This is a genomic window from Bacillus cereus group sp. TH152-1LC (assembly GCF_027710505.1).
Classification (GTDB): domain Bacteria; phylum Bacillota; class Bacilli; order Bacillales; family Bacillaceae_G; genus Bacillus_A; species Bacillus_A mobilis.
Genome location: NZ_JAQFNK010000001.1, coordinates 496,436 through 513,264, shown reverse-complemented (window position 1 = coordinate 513,264; position 16,829 = coordinate 496,436). Strand labels below are relative to the sequence as shown.

Sequence of the window (16,829 nt, the reverse complement as noted above, 5' to 3'; positions counted from 1 at the left end):
CAAAACTATTCTATTTTATTTAACTCTTTTTTTAGTTCTCTAACAGTATCCACAATGTCTGCATGTATAATTGCTTGAAACATTTCATCTTTGCCTGTTTCCTCAAGGTTAATGATTGCCATTTTAGGTTCCTTATTTTCTTCCCAATCATTCATTACATATACAAAATGCCTTGGAAGTGTGTTTACAGGATACACTTCCAGTGATGTTCCCAAAACAATAAATACATCTGCTTGTTCAAGAGACTCTTCTGCTAGTTTATACCCCTTGACTGCATCTCCAAATAAAACTACATCAGGTTTTAAAATGAAATTACATATACCTTTCGTTGTTTCACGACTACATCTTGGTATTTTATTTTCATTGATATATTCTAAGTCATACACTGTTTTACATTTCGGGCACGTTGCAGTTTTTAATGTTCCATGCAGTTCAATTACATTTGTACTTCCTGCTTTTTGATGTAAACCATCTATGTTTTGAGTTAACACTGTTACTTCTTTCCCTAACTTCTCAAGCTCTGCTATAAATAAATGACCTTCATTTGGCTCATAATTACCTGCTAATTTAATTTGAAAAATTTCTTTATATTTTTCCCAAAACTTCTTTGGCTTCCCATTATAAAAAGAACGAGAAATATAATATTCTCTATTCACATCTTCAGTCCATACGCCGCCTGCACCTCGAAATGCGGGAATTCCCGACGACGTACTTACCCCCGCGCCTGACATGAAGACTATTTTTTTAGATTCCTTTATCCATTTTGCTAATAGTTTAATTTGGTCCATTACCAGTTCCCCCACTTCCATTCATTTCCATATGTTTATTTTATTAAGCAACAGATACTACATCAAATTTTTCCCCATTAATACGTAACGCATGTAATTTCCCACCAAACACAGCAGCTCCATCAATACCTATTTTTGTGCCACAAGGAGATACCCATATATCATCACTTTCATCTTTGTGAATCAATCTTGTTGGAGTATGTCCGAATACAATTGTATGATTGGTCTCATTCTTACCATAAATAAATGGGTTGCGAATCCAATTAAAATCCAAATCTCTTGTATTTTTCCAATCCGCTTTATATAAATCTACACCTGCATGTACAAAAATATATAATTCATCATAAAAATATAAAGGAAATGTTTTCAGAAAAGAAATTTCTTCTTGAAAATAATCATTTATGTAATTCGTCAAAAAAGCAGGTGTATGTTTCCCTATATTTGTCCCTTCCATAAAAGAAGACACTGTTTCATATCCACCTTGATTTAAGTATACCACTGATTGAGTTGCAGGAGATTCTAACCAGTTTAAAAAGAGTTCTTCATGATTCCCTTTAATCACTATAGCACCATAGTCTTCTACTAATTTTTTTACATGCAACAAAACATCTAAACTTCTATCTCCTCTATCAATTAAATCACCCAAAAAAATAAGTTTTTCTTCTTTTGGATTCCAGAATTTCAACAATTTTATCAACTTGTCATAACAGCCATGAATATCACCAATCACAAAATATTTATTCATAAATATCCCTCTATCTTCATTCCGTTTTGTTACATTACTAAATACACATACATTATTCTTAATTACTAATAATCCTAAAAAATATTTTTAAGAATTCTTAATTGAACCTACATTATAGCAATCTTTGCTGCTGTATTTTTCAATATCACTGTTTTTATTTTGAATTTACAAAAAACCTCTAGAATTATCAGATGCAATAAAGCAAAGCAAATACAGTTTTACACCACTTCTCTTGGTGTTTTTCACTTTAAATTATTTTCTTTGTTTACTCTCTCTTAACTTTGTCAAAGATAAAAATAAAAGGAGGAATAACTTATGCAAGCGCCTCACGAGTTCTATCACGGAGCATTAAAAATAGTTCTCAAAAAAAGCAATCAATATCCCCTTTTAAAAGGAAACACCCTTACCGTTTTCGGAGACTACAACAATCAAATAGATTTTTACTTTGATGAGACATTTATTATGCTGGAACGTGATTATAGGTCTGGGGAGTTCTGTAAGCTACAAAAATATTTTTTTGTTTTAGAAAATAACACTTGGCAAAGAAGAAACATAAATCACAAAAGTGTCATCCTTAATCTTCATCGCATTAAACCACATATTTATGATAAATCACGAGATAAACATACTCTACAGTTAACCTTCCCCAATGACGAAGAAGGAAAACGCTGCTTAGAGTATTTCAAAAACGATTTAAGTCAAAAATTTAACCTTGTTGAAATGCACCATTTTAGAAGACGCTCTTGGAATAATGATTTAGATTTATTGTTCCGTTCACTAGGTATGGGTAATGAAATTCTATTGGATTTACCCATTAAAAATGCGGAACAGTTTAACTCCTTAATGAGTTGCTCAGCATTATCCGGTTGGGAAGATATTCTTATGGAACAAAGAGTAAAAGCTTTGTTTCAAAGTACAAATGCACATTTTCTGGTTAATGGAAACAAAATAGAAAGAGTTTCTTAATTTACATGAAATTTTACAAAAGAAAAAGATAAGAGTATAAACTGTCAGCTTTTCGTTATATTGTTTCAACATGTATCCTTTCTTTTTCACTATTCTTATTCGCCTAACATTTTTTATATTGTAGCATTTTAATCTCTCTATACTAATACAAATGAATAAAGACCATTACATGATTAACAATAATGGTCTTTTGATATTTATTGGTTCTCTATTTCTTGTTGATACTCAGTTAGCTCTATTACTTTCATGTGATTTTTAGCTAATATATCAGTATCCAATTGATTTTTCTGTTCCAAAGTCTCAATCATCTCTTGAATTCGATTTATTTGAAAACTAACATTCAGCTCATTTGCCAAACAATTGTCCATTTCTTCCTCTAATTCGGGATATTTGAGCGCAAATAACCGGATAGCCTCATCTTCTCTTTCAACCAAATATTTTTCTTTAATTATACGAGCATCTTTTTTTAACGAAACTCTTAATAGTTTCAGTTCCGAGAAACATCTTACCTTTTTTTGAATAGCCTTATACTCCATTAACGCCATTTTTTGACTTATTACTTGCTCTATTCTTGACTTAATTCTTTTATTTATAATTTGGTTATGTTCTTCTAACTTATCGATAGCATCATCAATGTTAATTATTTTTATTTTGAATTCTTTTATTTCCACATTTTCATTTATACCTACAATTTTCTCTTGAACTTCTTCCTGTGTTTCAGCAATCATCTTCTTTGTTTTTAACTTTCCATTTATCTTATATTCCGCTTTGAACAAATACATTACGCACTCTCCCGTTTTTATATTTCATCGATATTACCTGTCATATAATATGGGGTGTGAACATGGGAAAAATTTCACTCATCTCTATATTTACGTTACATTTTTATTTCTCCAATATTTATTTACCACTTTAAACCATTAATTTCAATCTAATATATAATATTCAAGATATCAAAAAAACATATAAAGGAGAATCAATTACTCATGAATCTTACACTAAAAAAGAAGTATTACAATCCTATTAAACCAACCAATTTTTCTGACATGGACAAGGAAGTTTTAAAGAAGGCAATAGCTGCTATGGAACTTCAAGAAACTAAGTATTATGTTGAAGAAAGCAATTCTTATCAATTAGTTTGGCAAGACATTCTTTTAGGCATCCTTACAAAAGAAGAAGCAACAAGCGGACTAGGTTATTTCATTTGTCACTACGGCTATAATATGTGGAATGATTTAAGTGATTTGTTTGATGAAGTTTTCAATATGCCTAAACCACCAAACCAATTATTTGATTTCAATCGAGCACATAGAGAAACACAAGAATATAAAGATTTTGTAAAGGTATACCATAAAGAAAAATTGCGTATCATTCAAAAATATATAAATGATTGGAACCAAAATGAATCTACTGTTGTAGAAAAAACATTAGTAACTGCATAACTTATTTATTTAAGTTATGTTATGAAACATTGTTGATTTTCAACGAAAAATATAAAACATTTTTAATTACAAGCTGAAGGGATATATTTTCTTCAGCTTTTTATCATCCGATTTGTAAATAAGTATATCCTATTCCTAGTAACAAATTTAACAGCAAAAAGTACATATCCATAACACAAAAACCACATCGAATTAACGATGTGGTTTTACAAGACGCTTCAATATTAACTATCCATTAGTTTGTTATGTATTATATTATGTTTTGCTGTATGCGTCTTTTTTACTAGGCACTTAGATTTTAACTTTTTATACATAAAGTTGTTCTGATTATTTTTTATTTGCTGTATGTGCCTATTATTATCTTGAAAGCTAGAACAAAATGACTTATGCCGTTACTTGCTCATACCTTTCATCATTCAATACATCCAACATAAGGTCGTATGGATTCATGAAGTTTCCGCGAATTAGATTCGTAAAAATTGTCGGGCTCGCTCCTGAAACAAATTGAACTCCGTTATCGTCCATTGTCATTGGAAACTGAGCGTTTCTTCCGTTAACATTCCAGAAAACAAGCGTTGGAAACGGAACATTCTTTTCCTCAAAACGAGCACGTAGCTCTCGGAATAGTTGATTATTCTTTCTCATATTTGTAGCTGAATCAAATTCCATATCAGACACAATATAAACCTTCTTAACCATTTCATCATCAGACACTCTATGTTTAATAGCAGTATCCAAAATCAGTTCAAAGACAGCTTCTATATTTGTATTTGAATCCCAATATGTACGAGACATATTACGAACTTTTTCACAGAATGTAGCACCTTGCATTTCAATTAGTTGTGGCTTTTGACTAAAACTAATGAAATGATTTTTAAATGGTCCATTATTTCTTTCTGCATGATAAATACCAATAGAAAGAGCAATCTCAATTGGAAGTCCTTCCATGCTTCCAGATGTATCAATAACAGAGATAGCATTTTCATGCGCCCCATTCACGTAATCCGGCAAGTTATCCCACATGGTATTAAGAACTTCCTCGTTTTCCGCATGTCCAAATACAATGTTGTACTTTCTATCATGAATCACTTCATCATATGAAGGAATCTTACGTACAATCTCATAAGGGAACAAATCTTTAACGTTAATTTTCTTTTCGCCTTTTGCTACAGCAGATAGAAATTCACGATATCTTTCTTCATCATTACGGAAAAATGCTTGACGATATTTTAACCCAGCTTGAGAAGGAAGTTTATCATATTCGATTTCTCCCCATCGTCTTTCAGTCATTACAGACTCAACGATGTTAATTTTCTTACGTAAGCTAGACAAAGACTTACGATATTGTTTAGGAGTTAATCCTAAGATTTCACGAGTTTTTCTCGCTAATTTCTTTGTTTCGTAAGATGACGCATTTTCTGATTTTAACCATTTACCAAGTAAAGATGGTGTTTCAGAATTCATGTCATTTTTGAATTGCTCTTTAATTAATTCTCCAGCTCGATTTTCAAGCTGTGTGCCAAACAAATGATACACATCATCCCAACGTCCAAATAACGAAATCAAATGAATGTTTTTCTCCATTGTTTGTGCATGGTGATTCGCAAGATACTTCACGATAGTACGGAAAGTGTTACGTTCCCCTTGTCCACCACGAATATCTCTAAAATAAAACAATGCTTTCATTGCTAGCAATGGATTTTCTCCAAATGCTTTTGTGAATAGAGTAATAATCTCTGTTTCATCTCTATATCTTAAAGCTCCACCCTGCGCAAAGAAATCTAAAACTGCACTCTTTGTTGTTGCAAATGCACGAGCTCCATTTTCAGAATAAGCGACATTAGTTTCGTTTTTTAAATGATTTAACATAACGACTATCCCCTTTATATTAGAAATTTTATTTTCAGAATCATCACAAGGCACTCAATTTTGAATATCAATCTCTTTTCAAATATCTTCACCTGAGTAAAAAATTGCTGTTTGTGCCTTTTAACCCCCAAGACGCGAATTGCATCTCTTAAATCCAAATTAAAAACTTATTAAACAATTATTTTGTATAAACAAATTATTTGATTTATGTTTCTTGTTTGTAGCAACATCTGTACGAATCTCAACATTTAGGTATCTTTTACAATAATACTGATTTGCTGGTTGCGTCTTTTTGGGAATGCTTCTTACTATATCTAGGTACATCAAATTTCAAATTGCGGTTTTTTATCTTATGCATAGATATTTAGAACCATTAAAGTAAATCTTTGTTTTAATCTTTTAGATTTAGTTATGAATTTGTTTTGCTGTTTGTACCTGCTTCAAAATCTCTAGACACTTTTAAAAGTAATTTGAACTATTTCTAGTTCCCTCTGAATCTTATTAATATTTGTTCATCAAATTTTAGTAGATAGCATATATGTATTAAGATTGCTGTTTGTGTCTAATAGGGAAATCATTTGTTACTTACCATTTCAATTTAAAATAAAAAAACTAGATGCTTACGAGACTCTTACTTTTACTAAAGGATTAATGTTCTTGTTCTTAATTCTTTTATGTAATCATGTTTGGTCTTTTTGCTGTTTGCATCTACTTTATTTTTGAATTTCTAATTTATTAAGTTTCTAAATTATGTTTTAACAATAAAAAACTAGACGCATTACTTAACGACCAATGTTGAGTTAGTTTGTTGTTTGCTGTTTGCGTCTATATTATGAAAAGTTTTGTTAAAACTAATTTTCTTTATTCTTTTATTATTTCCGAATTTAATAATGTGACTTCTAGAAAATAGTTAATAAAATAATTATATATATCAAGACACTGACAAGTTGGATAAGTTGTATCCTCTACATTTAATGTAATAAATTGCTGTATGTGTCTTATATAACTAGGTGCTGCTCTGGGTTAAACTTATACGAAGTAATTTCATTCAAATTTTAGGTTAATAAATTGGATTATTAATTCGCTGTATGCACCTAAATATAATTATTCTATTTATGTAACTAACTAGGCGTTGTCAAATGTTTAACTTTCATTTCATGTTTTGATTCATTTTGTATGATTGATAATTTTGTTCTTGTAAGAATTTAATATACATTAATATTCTTGCAGTAAACGCCTACTTTTCTTCATGTCACAATCGACATCATTATATTTATTCGTATTTTTTATAAACCCTTCTTTTTAAATTACTTTTTTATTTATTTTCATATCCTGAATTTCCAAGAATATAATGCTCTTTAATTAAAAAGTCAAAAAAAGTTGCAGTTTTTTAATGCTGCAACTTTTTTAAAAATTGTTTTCAAAACAAAACATACTTTTTTATCATTCTTTTTTTGCAATAGAAACAATTCTTTTATATACATCATATAAATCAACTTGTTCATCCGACAAACCTGCTTCATCTACAGATTTTGGCATCCCATACACAACACACGACTCTTTTGTTTGCGTTACTATATAGCCATTTTGTTTCTTTGCCTCCCTACATCCTTTTAACCCATCTTGCCCCATTCCAGTTAAAATGACAGTTAATAATCTTTCTTTATATATTGAAACCAAAGAGAACAAAGAAACATCAACAGCAGGACTAAATACTTGTTTGTATTTTTCATTGTCTTCCACACTAAAAATATTATAATTTCCACGTTTATATATAGTAGTTTGATATCCAGCTGGTGCTATGTATATAACCCCTTTTTCTACTATTTCCCCATGCTCTACTTCTTTCACTGGTAGTTGACATGTTTTTTCAAAAGAATTAGCCATCAAAGAAGTGAATCCCTTTGGCATATGCTGCGCTACAAGTATAGGTAGTTTAAACGTAGATGGAATTTTAGGTAAAATTTCTCTTAAAGCATTTGGACCTCCTGTAGAACAACCTATAAACACCATATCTATCTCTTTTTTTAGAAAATCTTTCTTTAAATTTTTCGGCATTATTCTTTCTTTATTATCTAATATCCTAACATTCGCCTTTGTAGCTACTTTTAATTTCTCAAAAAAATTACGAATCGCTTGAGGGTTAGGATTATAACTTAAAATTTCTCCCTTTAGAATACAATCTACGGCTCCGTGTTGAAGCGATTCTAACGCATATTTCGCCCCCGATTTTACATACTCACTTACCATAACAATCGGCTTTGGATTAGTCTTCATAATATGTTTCAAAGCTTCGATTCCATTCATTGTTTGCATTTCTATATCCATCGTGATAAGGTCTGGATTCAGTTCACATACTTTTTTAATTGCATCTTCTCCATTTCGTGCAATACCTACTACCTCAAACTCATTATTTGTTTCTAATAAACTTCGAATTTGCTGCCTTGCAAAAGCCGAATCATCTACAATCAATACTTTTATCTTTTTCATGCTTACCTCCCTAACAATTACTATCTATATAAAAATCTTAAATCACAAATACGAACTAAACTTTTTTATACATTACATTCATCGTAAATAAACAATAAAATTTTACACTTTTGCAACATTCCTTTTTATGGAAAAAAGACCTTTTCTTGCTATGCTTATACTAAGAGTTTATACTTATTATATATTTCCATGAAAAATATTATTAATTATGTAGATAAAGGAGAAAGCATATATGAAAGTCGTAGTTTTTGAACCTCAAAAACAACCATATGTAGCTCAAATCGAAGAATCTTTGAATGGTTATAAACAAACTGTAGGAGAAGAATTATCTTTTCATCCGATTCAAATGGATGATGGTACCGTCTTTCAATTAATAGCAAATGACCAAGCAGTTTTACATAACCTCCCTAAGAACAGAAGATTATATCGTGGAGATACCGAATACGACATGGTAAGAGGAACATTCATCATTGTACAACTGAATGAAATCGGTGATGAATCAATTAGCATGGACGAACAATACATTGAATTTATACTTAGTAATGATTTCGAGTGGGCAACTGAAGATGACATTGACCCTATCATATCTTCATTTAAATTTTAAGAAAATAACAAGCTAATTAAGGACATTATTTTTACTTATTTAGCAAAAAAACGCAAGAGTATAAACTCTTGCGTTTTTGTTTCTAGTGTTCAATTTTTGAACGATACATATGCTTCTTTTTTTAAATCTACTTTCTTTTTAAAATCCAAAAATTCTGCAAAACCATCTACCTCAATGGTTTTAAATTCTGATACTTTTTCTAAAAAAATAGATAAGTATCTAGACAAATGATACGAAGATACCCCTGGTTCTCGATACAAGTATTGTTTTAACAAAGGGAACTGTGTGGATATGGAACTTTTTGTATACAACTCCATACCCTCTAGTAACCCCCATGCCTGACCTATTTGAAAGGCAAAAACTTTGAATATATCTTCTTTTGAACCTGACTTTCCATAGTCGTCAATAGAATGAATATCAATACTTTGCAACACCTGAACTCTTTCTGTCCAACTTGAACTTTTCAAAGCCTTCTTTACGACTTTTCTATAAGATGTTCGAGAGCAATGTGATAATATACATCTTACAGCTCGAATTACTTTCATTAGCACATCTCGCTCTACCTTCCGTTTTATCCGCAGTTCACACTCTTGTTCATGCAAATCATATGTATCATACAACCCATTATTTAATTCATCAATGCTTCCTTTAAAGCAATCCACTACTGTTCCATTTTCTATCACCATTATGTTTCTGTTTTCTTGTTTATCCGAACAAAACTCCTGGCATTCTTGAAAAGTAGGCATCTTCTCAAATACATACACTACATCTATATCCAATGAATCTTCTGAACCATGTCTATATTTCACTATGTTTCCCATAACATACACCCCTAAACTCAAAACATATAATGGTTTGTTTTTATTTAAAAAACTATTATTTATTTAATAAGTTTTGCAAAATCATAGTGATTGCAACACTAGCTTTATAATTTTTACTCATCCCCCAAGTACCTTCTCCAAAACTGTCGCACAGGGATTCTTCCGAAGGACTAATTAATTTTAAAAGAAAGGCAATTTGCTCTTGTTCATCCATGCGCCCAAATATTCCCTCGAAACGTTCTAAAATATCTTCCTTGTTAAAATTCTCTCTTTCTTCTTTTAAGCGTTCTATCACTTTCCGCTCTACTTCTGCTTCAATTAAACGTTGAAATTCTGCATTCATATTTTTATCCCCTATCATTTATTTGTTTGATATTCAATGAAATCTGTATTGTCACCTAACAGGTATTTTCCTTTTGTCCATGTATCCTCTACAAGATACAATTTACTTTTTACATCCATTTTTAATAACTTAAATCCTGGTTTTTCTTTACTGACTGCATTACATCCCATTGGTATCATTTCTACCTTACTAGCATTATTATTGTAGATATTCTTATTTACATACCGACAATCCGTATCTTTGTCTAGGACAATAGATAATTCTGTATTTCCTATCACTTGATTACTAAGCTCTTTAAAATTCAACTTACCTATAGACTTTGAACTGGCATCAATTATTTCAGGCTCTGTATTTACACCAAAAGCTGAAAAATAGATGAAACACAAAAGCAAAATTAATGTAAAAATTGGAAATATTCTTCTGAAATCATTCATATTTTACACCCTTTCTTTTGTACTATGCTTATCATACAAAATTACAAATTATTTTTTATTGAAATTCAAAAAATAATTAAAAATAAAACAAACGCCTGCCACTTAATAGGAGCTATGAATCTACAATTTGATTCAATGCTCAATGTGACAGACGCTTTTCGTAAAATTTTACATTTATATTTAGTTTAAATAATTGTTTAAATTATGGTAGAGGAAGAGGGATTCGAACCCCCGCGCCGCTTTCACGACCTCTCGGTTTTCAAGACCGACCCCTTCAGCCAAACTTGGGTATTCCTCCATAAAAAACGCAATCTATTTAATTAATTGCTTCTTAATAATATATTGTTATGTTTTCATCTTTTTCCTTCTTTTTTAATACATTATTAAATGCTTTATTTTTTAGAAGTAGATAAAATTCCATTTAACAATTGTCATGTGCTCTCGGCAGAGGCTTGGCTTGTGCAAATAAAAGTATAATTCTATTTTGTGCGTCCACAGAATCCCCATTCATTGGATTTCGATATTACCTTTTACAGCTTTAGTGGCATGCTCCAATCACCTCCCGACAACACACGACTCTAACGAACATATGCTTCCAGCCGGAATCGAACCGACGACCTCTTGCTTACCATGCAAGTGCTCTACCTACTAAGCTATGGAAGCCTTGCATTACTATAATTAATTCAAATGAAATTTTATTTTCCCTGCATTCATCTGGTTTAATTTTTAAAAATACTTTTTATATGCAAGCAATGCTATCACTGTTAGGAACAAGGCAATTAAAGATTTAATTACCGTAGATTGAAATTTCAGCCTATCATATCCACCTCTATAACCTTTATCTAAAATAAACAAAGCGACTCTTAAAATTAAATATATCCCAAATAAAATACATATAACAGTAAGATATATTGCTAAAAATCCTGTAAGATGCAGTGCATATAGAAGACATGCATTGATACACAAAACTAATAAAATAAATAAAAAAGTTGTCACTTTAAATCCCCGTTCGCATACTGTTCAAATTCAGAAACTAAAAATTCTTTAAATTCTTGTTTAGTAGCAAAATTATTTTTTATCAATACATACCACATATCTAATAGTTCATCAGAAATTTCTTTTCCCTTACTTAGAAGAAACTTATTTATTTCCTCTACCATTTTTTCTTTTTCCATTTATAAAACCTCCATTGAACTCTCTCCACCTACAGTTCTACATTTGAGAAAGGTTCCTGTAGCTAGAAACATAAATAAAAAAGAGGGTTTCCCCTCTTTATTTCCTACAAATCGCCTGACACGCCAATGCAGAAACAAGGGGAGAAGAAATCTCCCCTCTTTATTTCCTACAAATTGCCTCTAGGGAAGGTAACTAACCCACGAGATTTTAACATGGTTTCATTACATTGAACTTCGCTCAGCATACACCTATGGACTTACTTTTTGTTTAATCGGAAATTATTCGGAATAAGCCCCCTCACCGAACTATGTCGACTCCTCTACACTAGTTCCTACCGCCGACTTGCCTTCGCTTATCGATATCACATCGAGAATAATTGCTTTGATAAGCATAGTTATATTCATAAGTCCCTGGCTATGTTAAGCCACTCTAAGGTTATTCTTTGGTTGTTAGGACTCCATGACACCGCCAAGTGTCTCCCTCACCGTTCTAGTTGGCAACTAGCCACACAACCCTATGAGGTTGCAACTTCCCAATAATGTTTCTAGCTCAAAGCATTTTGTATCTGCTCCATCTTGCCATCCGCATCTAGGACTCATAGGATAACGGTCCACCCTAAAACATAACTTTACATCACTACAATTATTAGTAATTTAAACCTTTGATACCGAGAACCGGGCTCGAACCGGTACGCCTTTAGGGGCGCGGGATTTTGAGTCCCGTGTGTCTGCCAATTCCACCATCCCGGCAAAATAAAAAAGAGTGATTTTGTACACTGTACCTTCGACTTCAATCACACAAAAGCCAAATATAACTATTGATGCTTGCGAATAACTTCTTCTAATGCATCTATTGGTCTAAATCCAATCACTGTATCTACTACACTACCATCTTTTAATACAAGTAACGTAGGGATGCTCATCACTTCAAATTTAGCAGCTGTTTCTGGATTTTCATCCACATTCACTTTAGTGATTTTTACTTCATCACCCATGCGAGAGTCTAACTCTTCTAAAACTGGAGCAATCATTTTACAAGGTCCACACCAAGGAGCCCAAAAATCCACTAACACCAATCCCTTAGATGTTTCTTCTGAAAAATTGTTATCTGTTACATTTTTAATAGCCATATTCTATTCCTCCTCATATATTAAAAGGATATAAAAAGACCCCTTAGAAAAAGTGGAATCATTTTATCCTGATACATATTATCAGGTATTTTAAATCTTAGTATAAATTTCTTCTAAATATTCAAATGTAGAATTCCCTCATATAGAGAATTTTTAAGATACCGATGAGAGGACTCGAACCTCCACCCTTTCGGACCTGATTTTGAGTCAGGCGTGTCTGCCATTCCACCACACCGGCATATAATAAATGTTGTTTTTTCACTGAGATATTGCGGAATAAATAGCTGCTGGTCGGGCGGCGTATCCGACATACCTATTAACTGAATATTTTTCAGCGTGCAGGGAACCTTTCCTGTCGTCAGCAACTTTGTTACGTCCCTGGAGAGATTTGAACTCCCGACTCTTCGCTTAGAAGGCGAATGCTCTATCCGCTGAGCTACAGAGACATGTATGGTGGACCCTGTAGGACTCGAACCTACGACCGGACGGTTATGAGCCGTCTGCTCTAACCAGCTGAGCTAAGGGTCCATTTATCTATTTTTAACGTATTAAACATACATTCAATTTTACTCGCTTTATGCTTTTGATTCTTTAAATATGAGACTATATTAACAGATTCAAAAATGTTTGTGTTTGTTTTTTGAATTTATTTTTATTACTTCTTAATTTTTCTTCTAACATTTAATAAGATGTTCAATCAAGTATAATTATATTCTGGATATGTTTCAAATCTCCTTCTTGAATATGATTTTTTTGAATTTATTTCTTATTATTTATGATTTTTTGTTTATTGCAAAGATATTTTTATCTTTATTTTTCTATAAGTCTATCATTCTATGTTTATTTTTTGTTACAATAAATAAAAAACAATACAAGAAGGGATTGCATTTACATGAATCAAGACCAAATTACAGCTTCACAAATAGAAACTATACAAACAGCTGGGTTTACAAAGATAAAATGGTACGACGAGGACCTAAAATACTCTTATTTTGATGCTTTACTTAACGAATCAAAGGTAGAAGTAAGAATGACAGAACAGTCTTTAGAATGGCGATACTTAGGAATTCCAATTGAAGAAGTTGAATGGTTCTCCATTAAAACCTCACAAAATACAGAAGAACAAAATGAAGAATATATTAGTGAATTAAATAATGACGAAAAACCTTTTTCTTCCGGAATTATGGATGATAATTTTATAGAACCAATGGAACATGTCGTAAAAGCAGCCGAACCAGTTACGTTAGAAACAGAAATTGAAATAGTAGAACCGATTACGTTAGAAACAAAAGTAGAAATGGAAGCAGCCGAACAACTTACTTTAAATGACTTGTTTGATGTCGTTGCAATCGGTTCATAAACAATGCATGGAACATTATATTGTGTTTGTATTAGTAGAATTAAAGATTTACCAGACATAGATTTGAAATTCTTTGCAGTTCGAGTAAAAAAATTTCTTCCTGATGGTTGGGAATACATAGACTCTCTTGCACCTAGCAAAAGATTATTCTCGGATACGCAAAATCTCAAAAAAGAAGGCTCTTGGAACGAAGAATCATTTCAAAAATTTTACAAACCCCGTTTTAGGGATGAAATAACCAACAACCCTCAAGCTAAATCAGACTTAAAACGAATGGTTCTTGAACTAAAAAGTGGAAAAGATGTGGCTTTTGCTTGTTATTGTGGAAATCATCAAATTTGTCATCGTGGTATTATAGGTGAAATTTTTGAAAATGTGGGATTTCAAGTTATATATATTTAATCAAGACGTTGTGCATTATTATGCCAACGTCTTTTTTACTGTAAATTCATTCTGCTTTTCATACAAAAATATTGAATGATTATATTTTTTACTTTATATCTCAAAATGTTATCGTTACGAATAAAATTTCCGTTCTATTATTAGGAGGGCTAATTAGCGATTTAATTTTCAAAATAATTAGTATCTTATTATGGAATCATTATCATCGCTTACGTTTCTCAAACAATTAAGTCAATTCCTTAATTCATATTAAACTAGGAGGTTGTAATGAATGAAAAAAAGCATAGGCATTAAAACTCAAATACTTTTAACTACATTTGTATTATTTTTAATTTCCAACATTATAATTTTAATAACTTCTTATCGTATTGGCGCAGATAATTTAGAAAAAGAGCTACTACAATCAACTGAACTTTCAACAAAAAGTTTCAATGCACTAACGAATACTTTTTTTGATGACACAGAAGAAAAGTTAAAAATGTTTTCTAAATTTGAATCAATTTATGCCCCTTCTCAAAACAATTATGCAGAATTAGAAAAACTATTTAAAAACTATAAAAACACTTCAGAAGACTTAAACTCTGCTTATGTCGCAACAAAGGATAATAAATTTTTGAGCTACCCGCGTAAAAATTCAGGAAGTGGTTATAAGCCTACTGAAAGAGATTGGTACAAGAATGCTATAAAAGCTAATGGCAAAGCTGTTTGGAGCACTCCTTACAAAGATGCTTTTTCTGGAGAACAGGTTATAACAGTAAGTCAAATGATTCACGAAAAAGGAAAAGAACCAGTTGTTATTGGTTTAGATGTTTCATTGAAAAAAATTCATTCTTATTTAATGGATACTAAACTGGGTGAAAATGGATTTATTACTGTTATAGGAAAAGATGGCAAGATTATCGAACACACTGATGAAACAATGAAAGGACAGGATTTAAGTTCAAAACCATTCATTCAAAAAATGCTTACTAGTGGAGAAGAAAAAGGAAAAATTGACTTTACAGAAGGTGGAACAGATAAGATTTTATTTTACCAAAAGAATAAAACTTCAGATTGGTATATGACAGGAACTATTATAAAGAGTGATATCCAAGAGAAAGCTGCTTCTGTAATACCAGCCCTACTTCTTATTGGTTCTATTTCTATTCTTGTTTCTGCAATAATTTTATATGTATTAATTAGACGTATATTTAAACCATTACAACAACTTTCAACAGAAATGAAAAAAGTTGAAAAAGGTGACTTTTCAGTTGAAGTTCCTGTGAAAAATAATAATGAATTCGGTCAATTGGCAAGAGGATTTAATCACATGATTTATCAAATCAAAAATATGATTACTTCTATCGAAGGAACTTCTGTGAGTGTAAAAAACAAAGTAAATACTTTTGTTGAAAGCATCGGAGAAAATAAATCAGCAATTAATGACATCGCCTTTACAATGGAGGAAATGGCAAATGGTGCAACAGAACAAGCTAATTTAACAGACAAGAATACACAAAACTTATCTGTTCTATCAGAAGAGATTTCACAAATAGAAGAACAAAGCAAAGGAATTTCAAAACAATCAGATGAATTATTAATTGTTTCAGACAAAGGAATGAACCAACTTAAACAATTACAAGAACAATCTACAAAAACAACCGAAATGACGAAAGGTATGGTCTCAGCTATTCAATCTCTAGATACAAACTCTAAAAGCATTAATAAAATTATTAATACTATTTCAGAAATTGCAGAACAAACAAACTTACTCGCTTTAAATGCAGCAATCGAGGCGGCTCGTGCTGGAGAATCTGGTCGTGAATTTGCTGTAGTTGCAGCAGAAGTAAGAAAACTAGCAGAAAAATCTGCTGAATCTAGCAAACAAATCACACAACTGATTCAACAAATGCAAAAAGACACTAGCGGAACTGTTAATCTTATCGAATCTACTCATGATTTAATTCAAGAACAAAGCAAATATGTAGAAGATACCGAAAAATCTTTTGTATTAATTATTGAAAAAATCGAATCGAGCAAAGCTATGATTGATGAAATCACTAACAAGATAAACACTGCTAACGAAAAGAAAGAAGATATTTTAAAAGAATCTATTAAAATTTCAGATATAACTCAAGAATCAGTTGCTGGTTCAGAAGCAATCGCTTCATCTTTAGAAGAGCAAAATGCTTCTATTGAACAATTAGGTCAATTAGCTAATGAATTAGGAGCACAAGCTGATGAACTGTTATCACAATTCAGTTCACTTAAGAAATAATAA

At 31.4% G+C, this 16,829-nt stretch carries 16 protein-coding genes, 6 tRNA genes and 1 pseudogene; 7 read left to right on the top strand and 16 right to left on the bottom strand.

Annotated elements, in window-relative coordinates; genetic code table 11:
- Window positions 1-5: 5 nt before the first annotated feature.
- Both PDL00_RS02560 and PDL00_RS02555 read right to left on the bottom strand, forming a co-directional pair.
- The gene (locus PDL00_RS02560; protein ID WP_270726084.1) at window positions 6-788 is read right to left on the bottom strand and encodes an NAD-dependent protein deacylase; all 783 of its coding nucleotides are present in this window, start codon (window positions 786-788) and stop codon (window positions 6-8) included.
- Between the two features lie 43 nt (window positions 789-831).
- Window positions 832-1,533 (bottom strand): metallophosphoesterase, encoded by a 702-nt coding sequence (locus PDL00_RS02555; RefSeq protein WP_270726081.1) that lies wholly within the window; start codon window positions 1,531-1,533, stop codon window positions 832-834.
- 315 nt (window positions 1,534-1,848) lie between these two features.
- Here PDL00_RS02555 and PDL00_RS02550 point away from each other — a divergent pair, with 315 nt between their 5' ends.
- The gene (locus PDL00_RS02550; protein ID WP_270726078.1) at window positions 1,849-2,499 is read left to right on the top strand and encodes a hypothetical protein; all 651 of its coding nucleotides are present in this window, start codon (window positions 1,849-1,851) and stop codon (window positions 2,497-2,499) included.
- Window positions 2,500-2,696: 197 nt separating this feature from the next.
- On the opposite strand, the gene PDL00_RS02545 is transcribed toward PDL00_RS02550, so the two are convergent.
- On the bottom strand, window positions 2,697-3,281 hold the full coding sequence (locus tag PDL00_RS02545; RefSeq protein ID WP_270726075.1) for a hypothetical protein: 585 nt from the start codon (window positions 3,279-3,281) through the stop codon (window positions 2,697-2,699).
- Between the two features lie 204 nt (window positions 3,282-3,485).
- Between PDL00_RS02545 and PDL00_RS02540 the strand changes: the two genes are divergently transcribed.
- Window positions 3,486-3,941: a hypothetical protein gene (locus PDL00_RS02540; RefSeq protein WP_270726073.1), complete on the top strand. Its 456-nt coding sequence runs from the start codon at window positions 3,486-3,488 to the stop codon at window positions 3,939-3,941.
- A gap of 384 nt (window positions 3,942-4,325) precedes the next feature.
- Here PDL00_RS02540 and PDL00_RS02535 read toward each other — a convergent pair whose 3' ends face one another.
- Both PDL00_RS02535 and cheB read right to left on the bottom strand, forming a co-directional pair.
- The gene (locus PDL00_RS02535; protein ID WP_270726071.1) at window positions 4,326-5,810 is read right to left on the bottom strand and encodes a DUF2828 family protein; all 1,485 of its coding nucleotides are present in this window, start codon (window positions 5,808-5,810) and stop codon (window positions 4,326-4,328) included.
- 1,443 nt (window positions 5,811-7,253) lie between these two features.
- Window positions 7,254-8,300 carry a chemotaxis-specific protein-glutamate methyltransferase CheB gene (gene cheB / locus PDL00_RS02530; protein WP_270726069.1) on the bottom strand — a complete coding sequence of 349 codons (1,047 nt, stop codon included), beginning with the start codon at window positions 8,298-8,300 and terminating at the stop codon, window positions 7,254-7,256.
- Window positions 8,301-8,532: 232 nt separating this feature from the next.
- On the opposite strand from cheB, the gene PDL00_RS02525 reads away from it, so the two are divergent.
- Window positions 8,533-8,904, top strand: a complete 372-nt coding sequence (locus tag PDL00_RS02525; RefSeq protein WP_270726068.1) for a DUF3846 domain-containing protein — start codon at window positions 8,533-8,535, stop codon at window positions 8,902-8,904.
- A gap of 89 nt (window positions 8,905-8,993) precedes the next feature.
- On the opposite strand, the gene PDL00_RS02520 is transcribed toward PDL00_RS02525, so the two are convergent.
- From PDL00_RS02520 to PDL00_RS02470, 11 genes are all read right to left on the bottom strand, one after another.
- On the bottom strand, window positions 8,994-9,725 hold the full coding sequence (locus PDL00_RS02520; RefSeq protein WP_270726066.1) for a hypothetical protein: 732 nt from the start codon (window positions 9,723-9,725) through the stop codon (window positions 8,994-8,996).
- A 55-nt stretch (window positions 9,726-9,780) separates the two neighbouring features.
- Window positions 9,781-10,068, bottom strand: a complete 288-nt coding sequence (locus tag PDL00_RS02515) for a hypothetical protein (protein ID WP_270726064.1) — start codon at window positions 10,066-10,068, stop codon at window positions 9,781-9,783.
- Between the two features lie 14 nt (window positions 10,069-10,082).
- Window positions 10,083-10,502, bottom strand: a complete 420-nt coding sequence (locus tag PDL00_RS02510; protein WP_270726061.1) for a hypothetical protein — start codon at window positions 10,500-10,502, stop codon at window positions 10,083-10,085.
- 205 nt (window positions 10,503-10,707) lie between these two features.
- Window positions 10,708-10,800: transfer RNA gene (locus PDL00_RS02505), tRNA-Ser, on the bottom strand.
- A 292-nt stretch (window positions 10,801-11,092) separates the two neighbouring features.
- Window positions 11,093-11,165 (bottom strand) — tRNA-Thr (locus PDL00_RS02500).
- Window positions 11,166-11,494: 329 nt separating this feature from the next.
- The gene (locus tag PDL00_RS02495; RefSeq protein WP_270726059.1) at window positions 11,495-11,677 is read right to left on the bottom strand and encodes a hypothetical protein; all 183 of its coding nucleotides are present in this window, start codon (window positions 11,675-11,677) and stop codon (window positions 11,495-11,497) included.
- Window positions 11,678-12,343: 666 nt separating this feature from the next.
- Window positions 12,344-12,427, bottom strand: a tRNA-Leu gene (locus PDL00_RS02490).
- A gap of 65 nt (window positions 12,428-12,492) precedes the next feature.
- Window positions 12,493-12,807 carry a thioredoxin gene (trxA, locus tag PDL00_RS02485; protein WP_270726057.1) on the bottom strand — a complete coding sequence of 105 codons (315 nt, stop codon included), beginning with the start codon at window positions 12,805-12,807 and terminating at the stop codon, window positions 12,493-12,495.
- Between the two features lie 159 nt (window positions 12,808-12,966).
- Window positions 12,967-13,045: transfer RNA gene (locus tag PDL00_RS02480), tRNA-Leu, on the bottom strand.
- Window positions 13,046-13,180: 135 nt separating this feature from the next.
- Window positions 13,181-13,253: transfer RNA gene (locus PDL00_RS02475), tRNA-Arg, on the bottom strand.
- 5 nt (window positions 13,254-13,258) lie between these two features.
- Window positions 13,259-13,335 (bottom strand) — tRNA-Ile (locus PDL00_RS02470).
- Between the two features lie 364 nt (window positions 13,336-13,699).
- On the opposite strand from PDL00_RS02470, the gene PDL00_RS02465 reads away from it, so the two are divergent.
- From PDL00_RS02465 to PDL00_RS34820, 4 genes and pseudogenes are all read left to right on the top strand, one after another.
- Window positions 13,700-14,167 carry a hypothetical protein gene (locus tag PDL00_RS02465; protein WP_270726054.1) on the top strand — a complete coding sequence of 156 codons (468 nt, stop codon included), beginning with the start codon at window positions 13,700-13,702 and terminating at the stop codon, window positions 14,165-14,167.
- A 3-nt stretch (window positions 14,168-14,170) separates the two neighbouring features.
- A complete protein-coding gene (locus tag PDL00_RS02460; RefSeq protein WP_270726051.1) occupies window positions 14,171-14,569 on the top strand; it encodes a DUF488 family protein, N3 subclade in 399 nt (132 codons plus the stop codon).
- 271 nt (window positions 14,570-14,840) lie between these two features.
- A pseudogene (locus tag PDL00_RS34825) lies at window positions 14,841-15,872 on the top strand (HAMP domain-containing protein); the annotation flags it as partial.
- Between the two features lie 6 nt (window positions 15,873-15,878).
- Window positions 15,879-16,826 carry a methyl-accepting chemotaxis protein gene (locus tag PDL00_RS34820; protein WP_420107062.1) on the top strand — a complete coding sequence of 316 codons (948 nt, stop codon included), beginning with the start codon at window positions 15,879-15,881 and terminating at the stop codon, window positions 16,824-16,826.
- Window positions 16,827-16,829: the final 3 nt, after the last annotated feature.

Bases quoted from the DNA above. Each gene is read 5' to 3' on its own strand.
- trxA (WP_270726057.1), bottom strand. From the start codon at position 12,807: ATGGCTATTAAAAATGTAACAGATAACAATTTTTCAGAAGAAACATCT.
- PDL00_RS02510 (WP_270726061.1), bottom strand. From the start codon at position 10,502: ATGAATGATTTCAGAAGAATATTTCCAATTTTTACATTAATTTTGCTT.
- PDL00_RS02545 (WP_270726075.1), bottom strand. From the start codon at position 3,281: ATGTATTTGTTCAAAGCGGAATATAAGATAAATGGAAAGTTAAAAACA.
- cheB (WP_270726069.1), bottom strand. From the start codon at position 8,300: ATGAAAAAGATAAAAGTATTGATTGTAGATGATTCGGCTTTTGCAAGG.
- PDL00_RS02515 (WP_270726064.1), bottom strand. From the start codon at position 10,068: ATGAATGCAGAATTTCAACGTTTAATTGAAGCAGAAGTAGAGCGGAAA.
- PDL00_RS34820 (WP_420107062.1), top strand. From the start codon at position 15,879: ATGATTTATCAAATCAAAAATATGATTACTTCTATCGAAGGAACTTCT.
- PDL00_RS02555 (WP_270726081.1), bottom strand. From the start codon at position 1,533: ATGAATAAATATTTTGTGATTGGTGATATTCATGGCTGTTATGACAAG.
- PDL00_RS02525 (WP_270726068.1), top strand. From the start codon at position 8,533: ATGAAAGTCGTAGTTTTTGAACCTCAAAAACAACCATATGTAGCTCAA.
- PDL00_RS02465 (WP_270726054.1), top strand. From the start codon at position 13,700: ATGAATCAAGACCAAATTACAGCTTCACAAATAGAAACTATACAAACA.
- PDL00_RS02540 (WP_270726073.1), top strand. From the start codon at position 3,486: ATGAATCTTACACTAAAAAAGAAGTATTACAATCCTATTAAACCAACC.
- PDL00_RS02550 (WP_270726078.1), top strand. From the start codon at position 1,849: ATGCAAGCGCCTCACGAGTTCTATCACGGAGCATTAAAAATAGTTCTC.
- PDL00_RS02460 (WP_270726051.1), top strand. From the start codon at position 14,171: ATGCATGGAACATTATATTGTGTTTGTATTAGTAGAATTAAAGATTTA.
- PDL00_RS02495 (WP_270726059.1), bottom strand. From the start codon at position 11,677: ATGGAAAAAGAAAAAATGGTAGAGGAAATAAATAAGTTTCTTCTAAGT.
- PDL00_RS02560 (WP_270726084.1), bottom strand. From the start codon at position 788: ATGGACCAAATTAAACTATTAGCAAAATGGATAAAGGAATCTAAAAAA.
- PDL00_RS02535 (WP_270726071.1), bottom strand. From the start codon at position 5,810: ATGTTAAATCATTTAAAAAACGAAACTAATGTCGCTTATTCTGAAAAT.
- PDL00_RS02520 (WP_270726066.1), bottom strand. From the start codon at position 9,725: ATGGGAAACATAGTGAAATATAGACATGGTTCAGAAGATTCATTGGAT.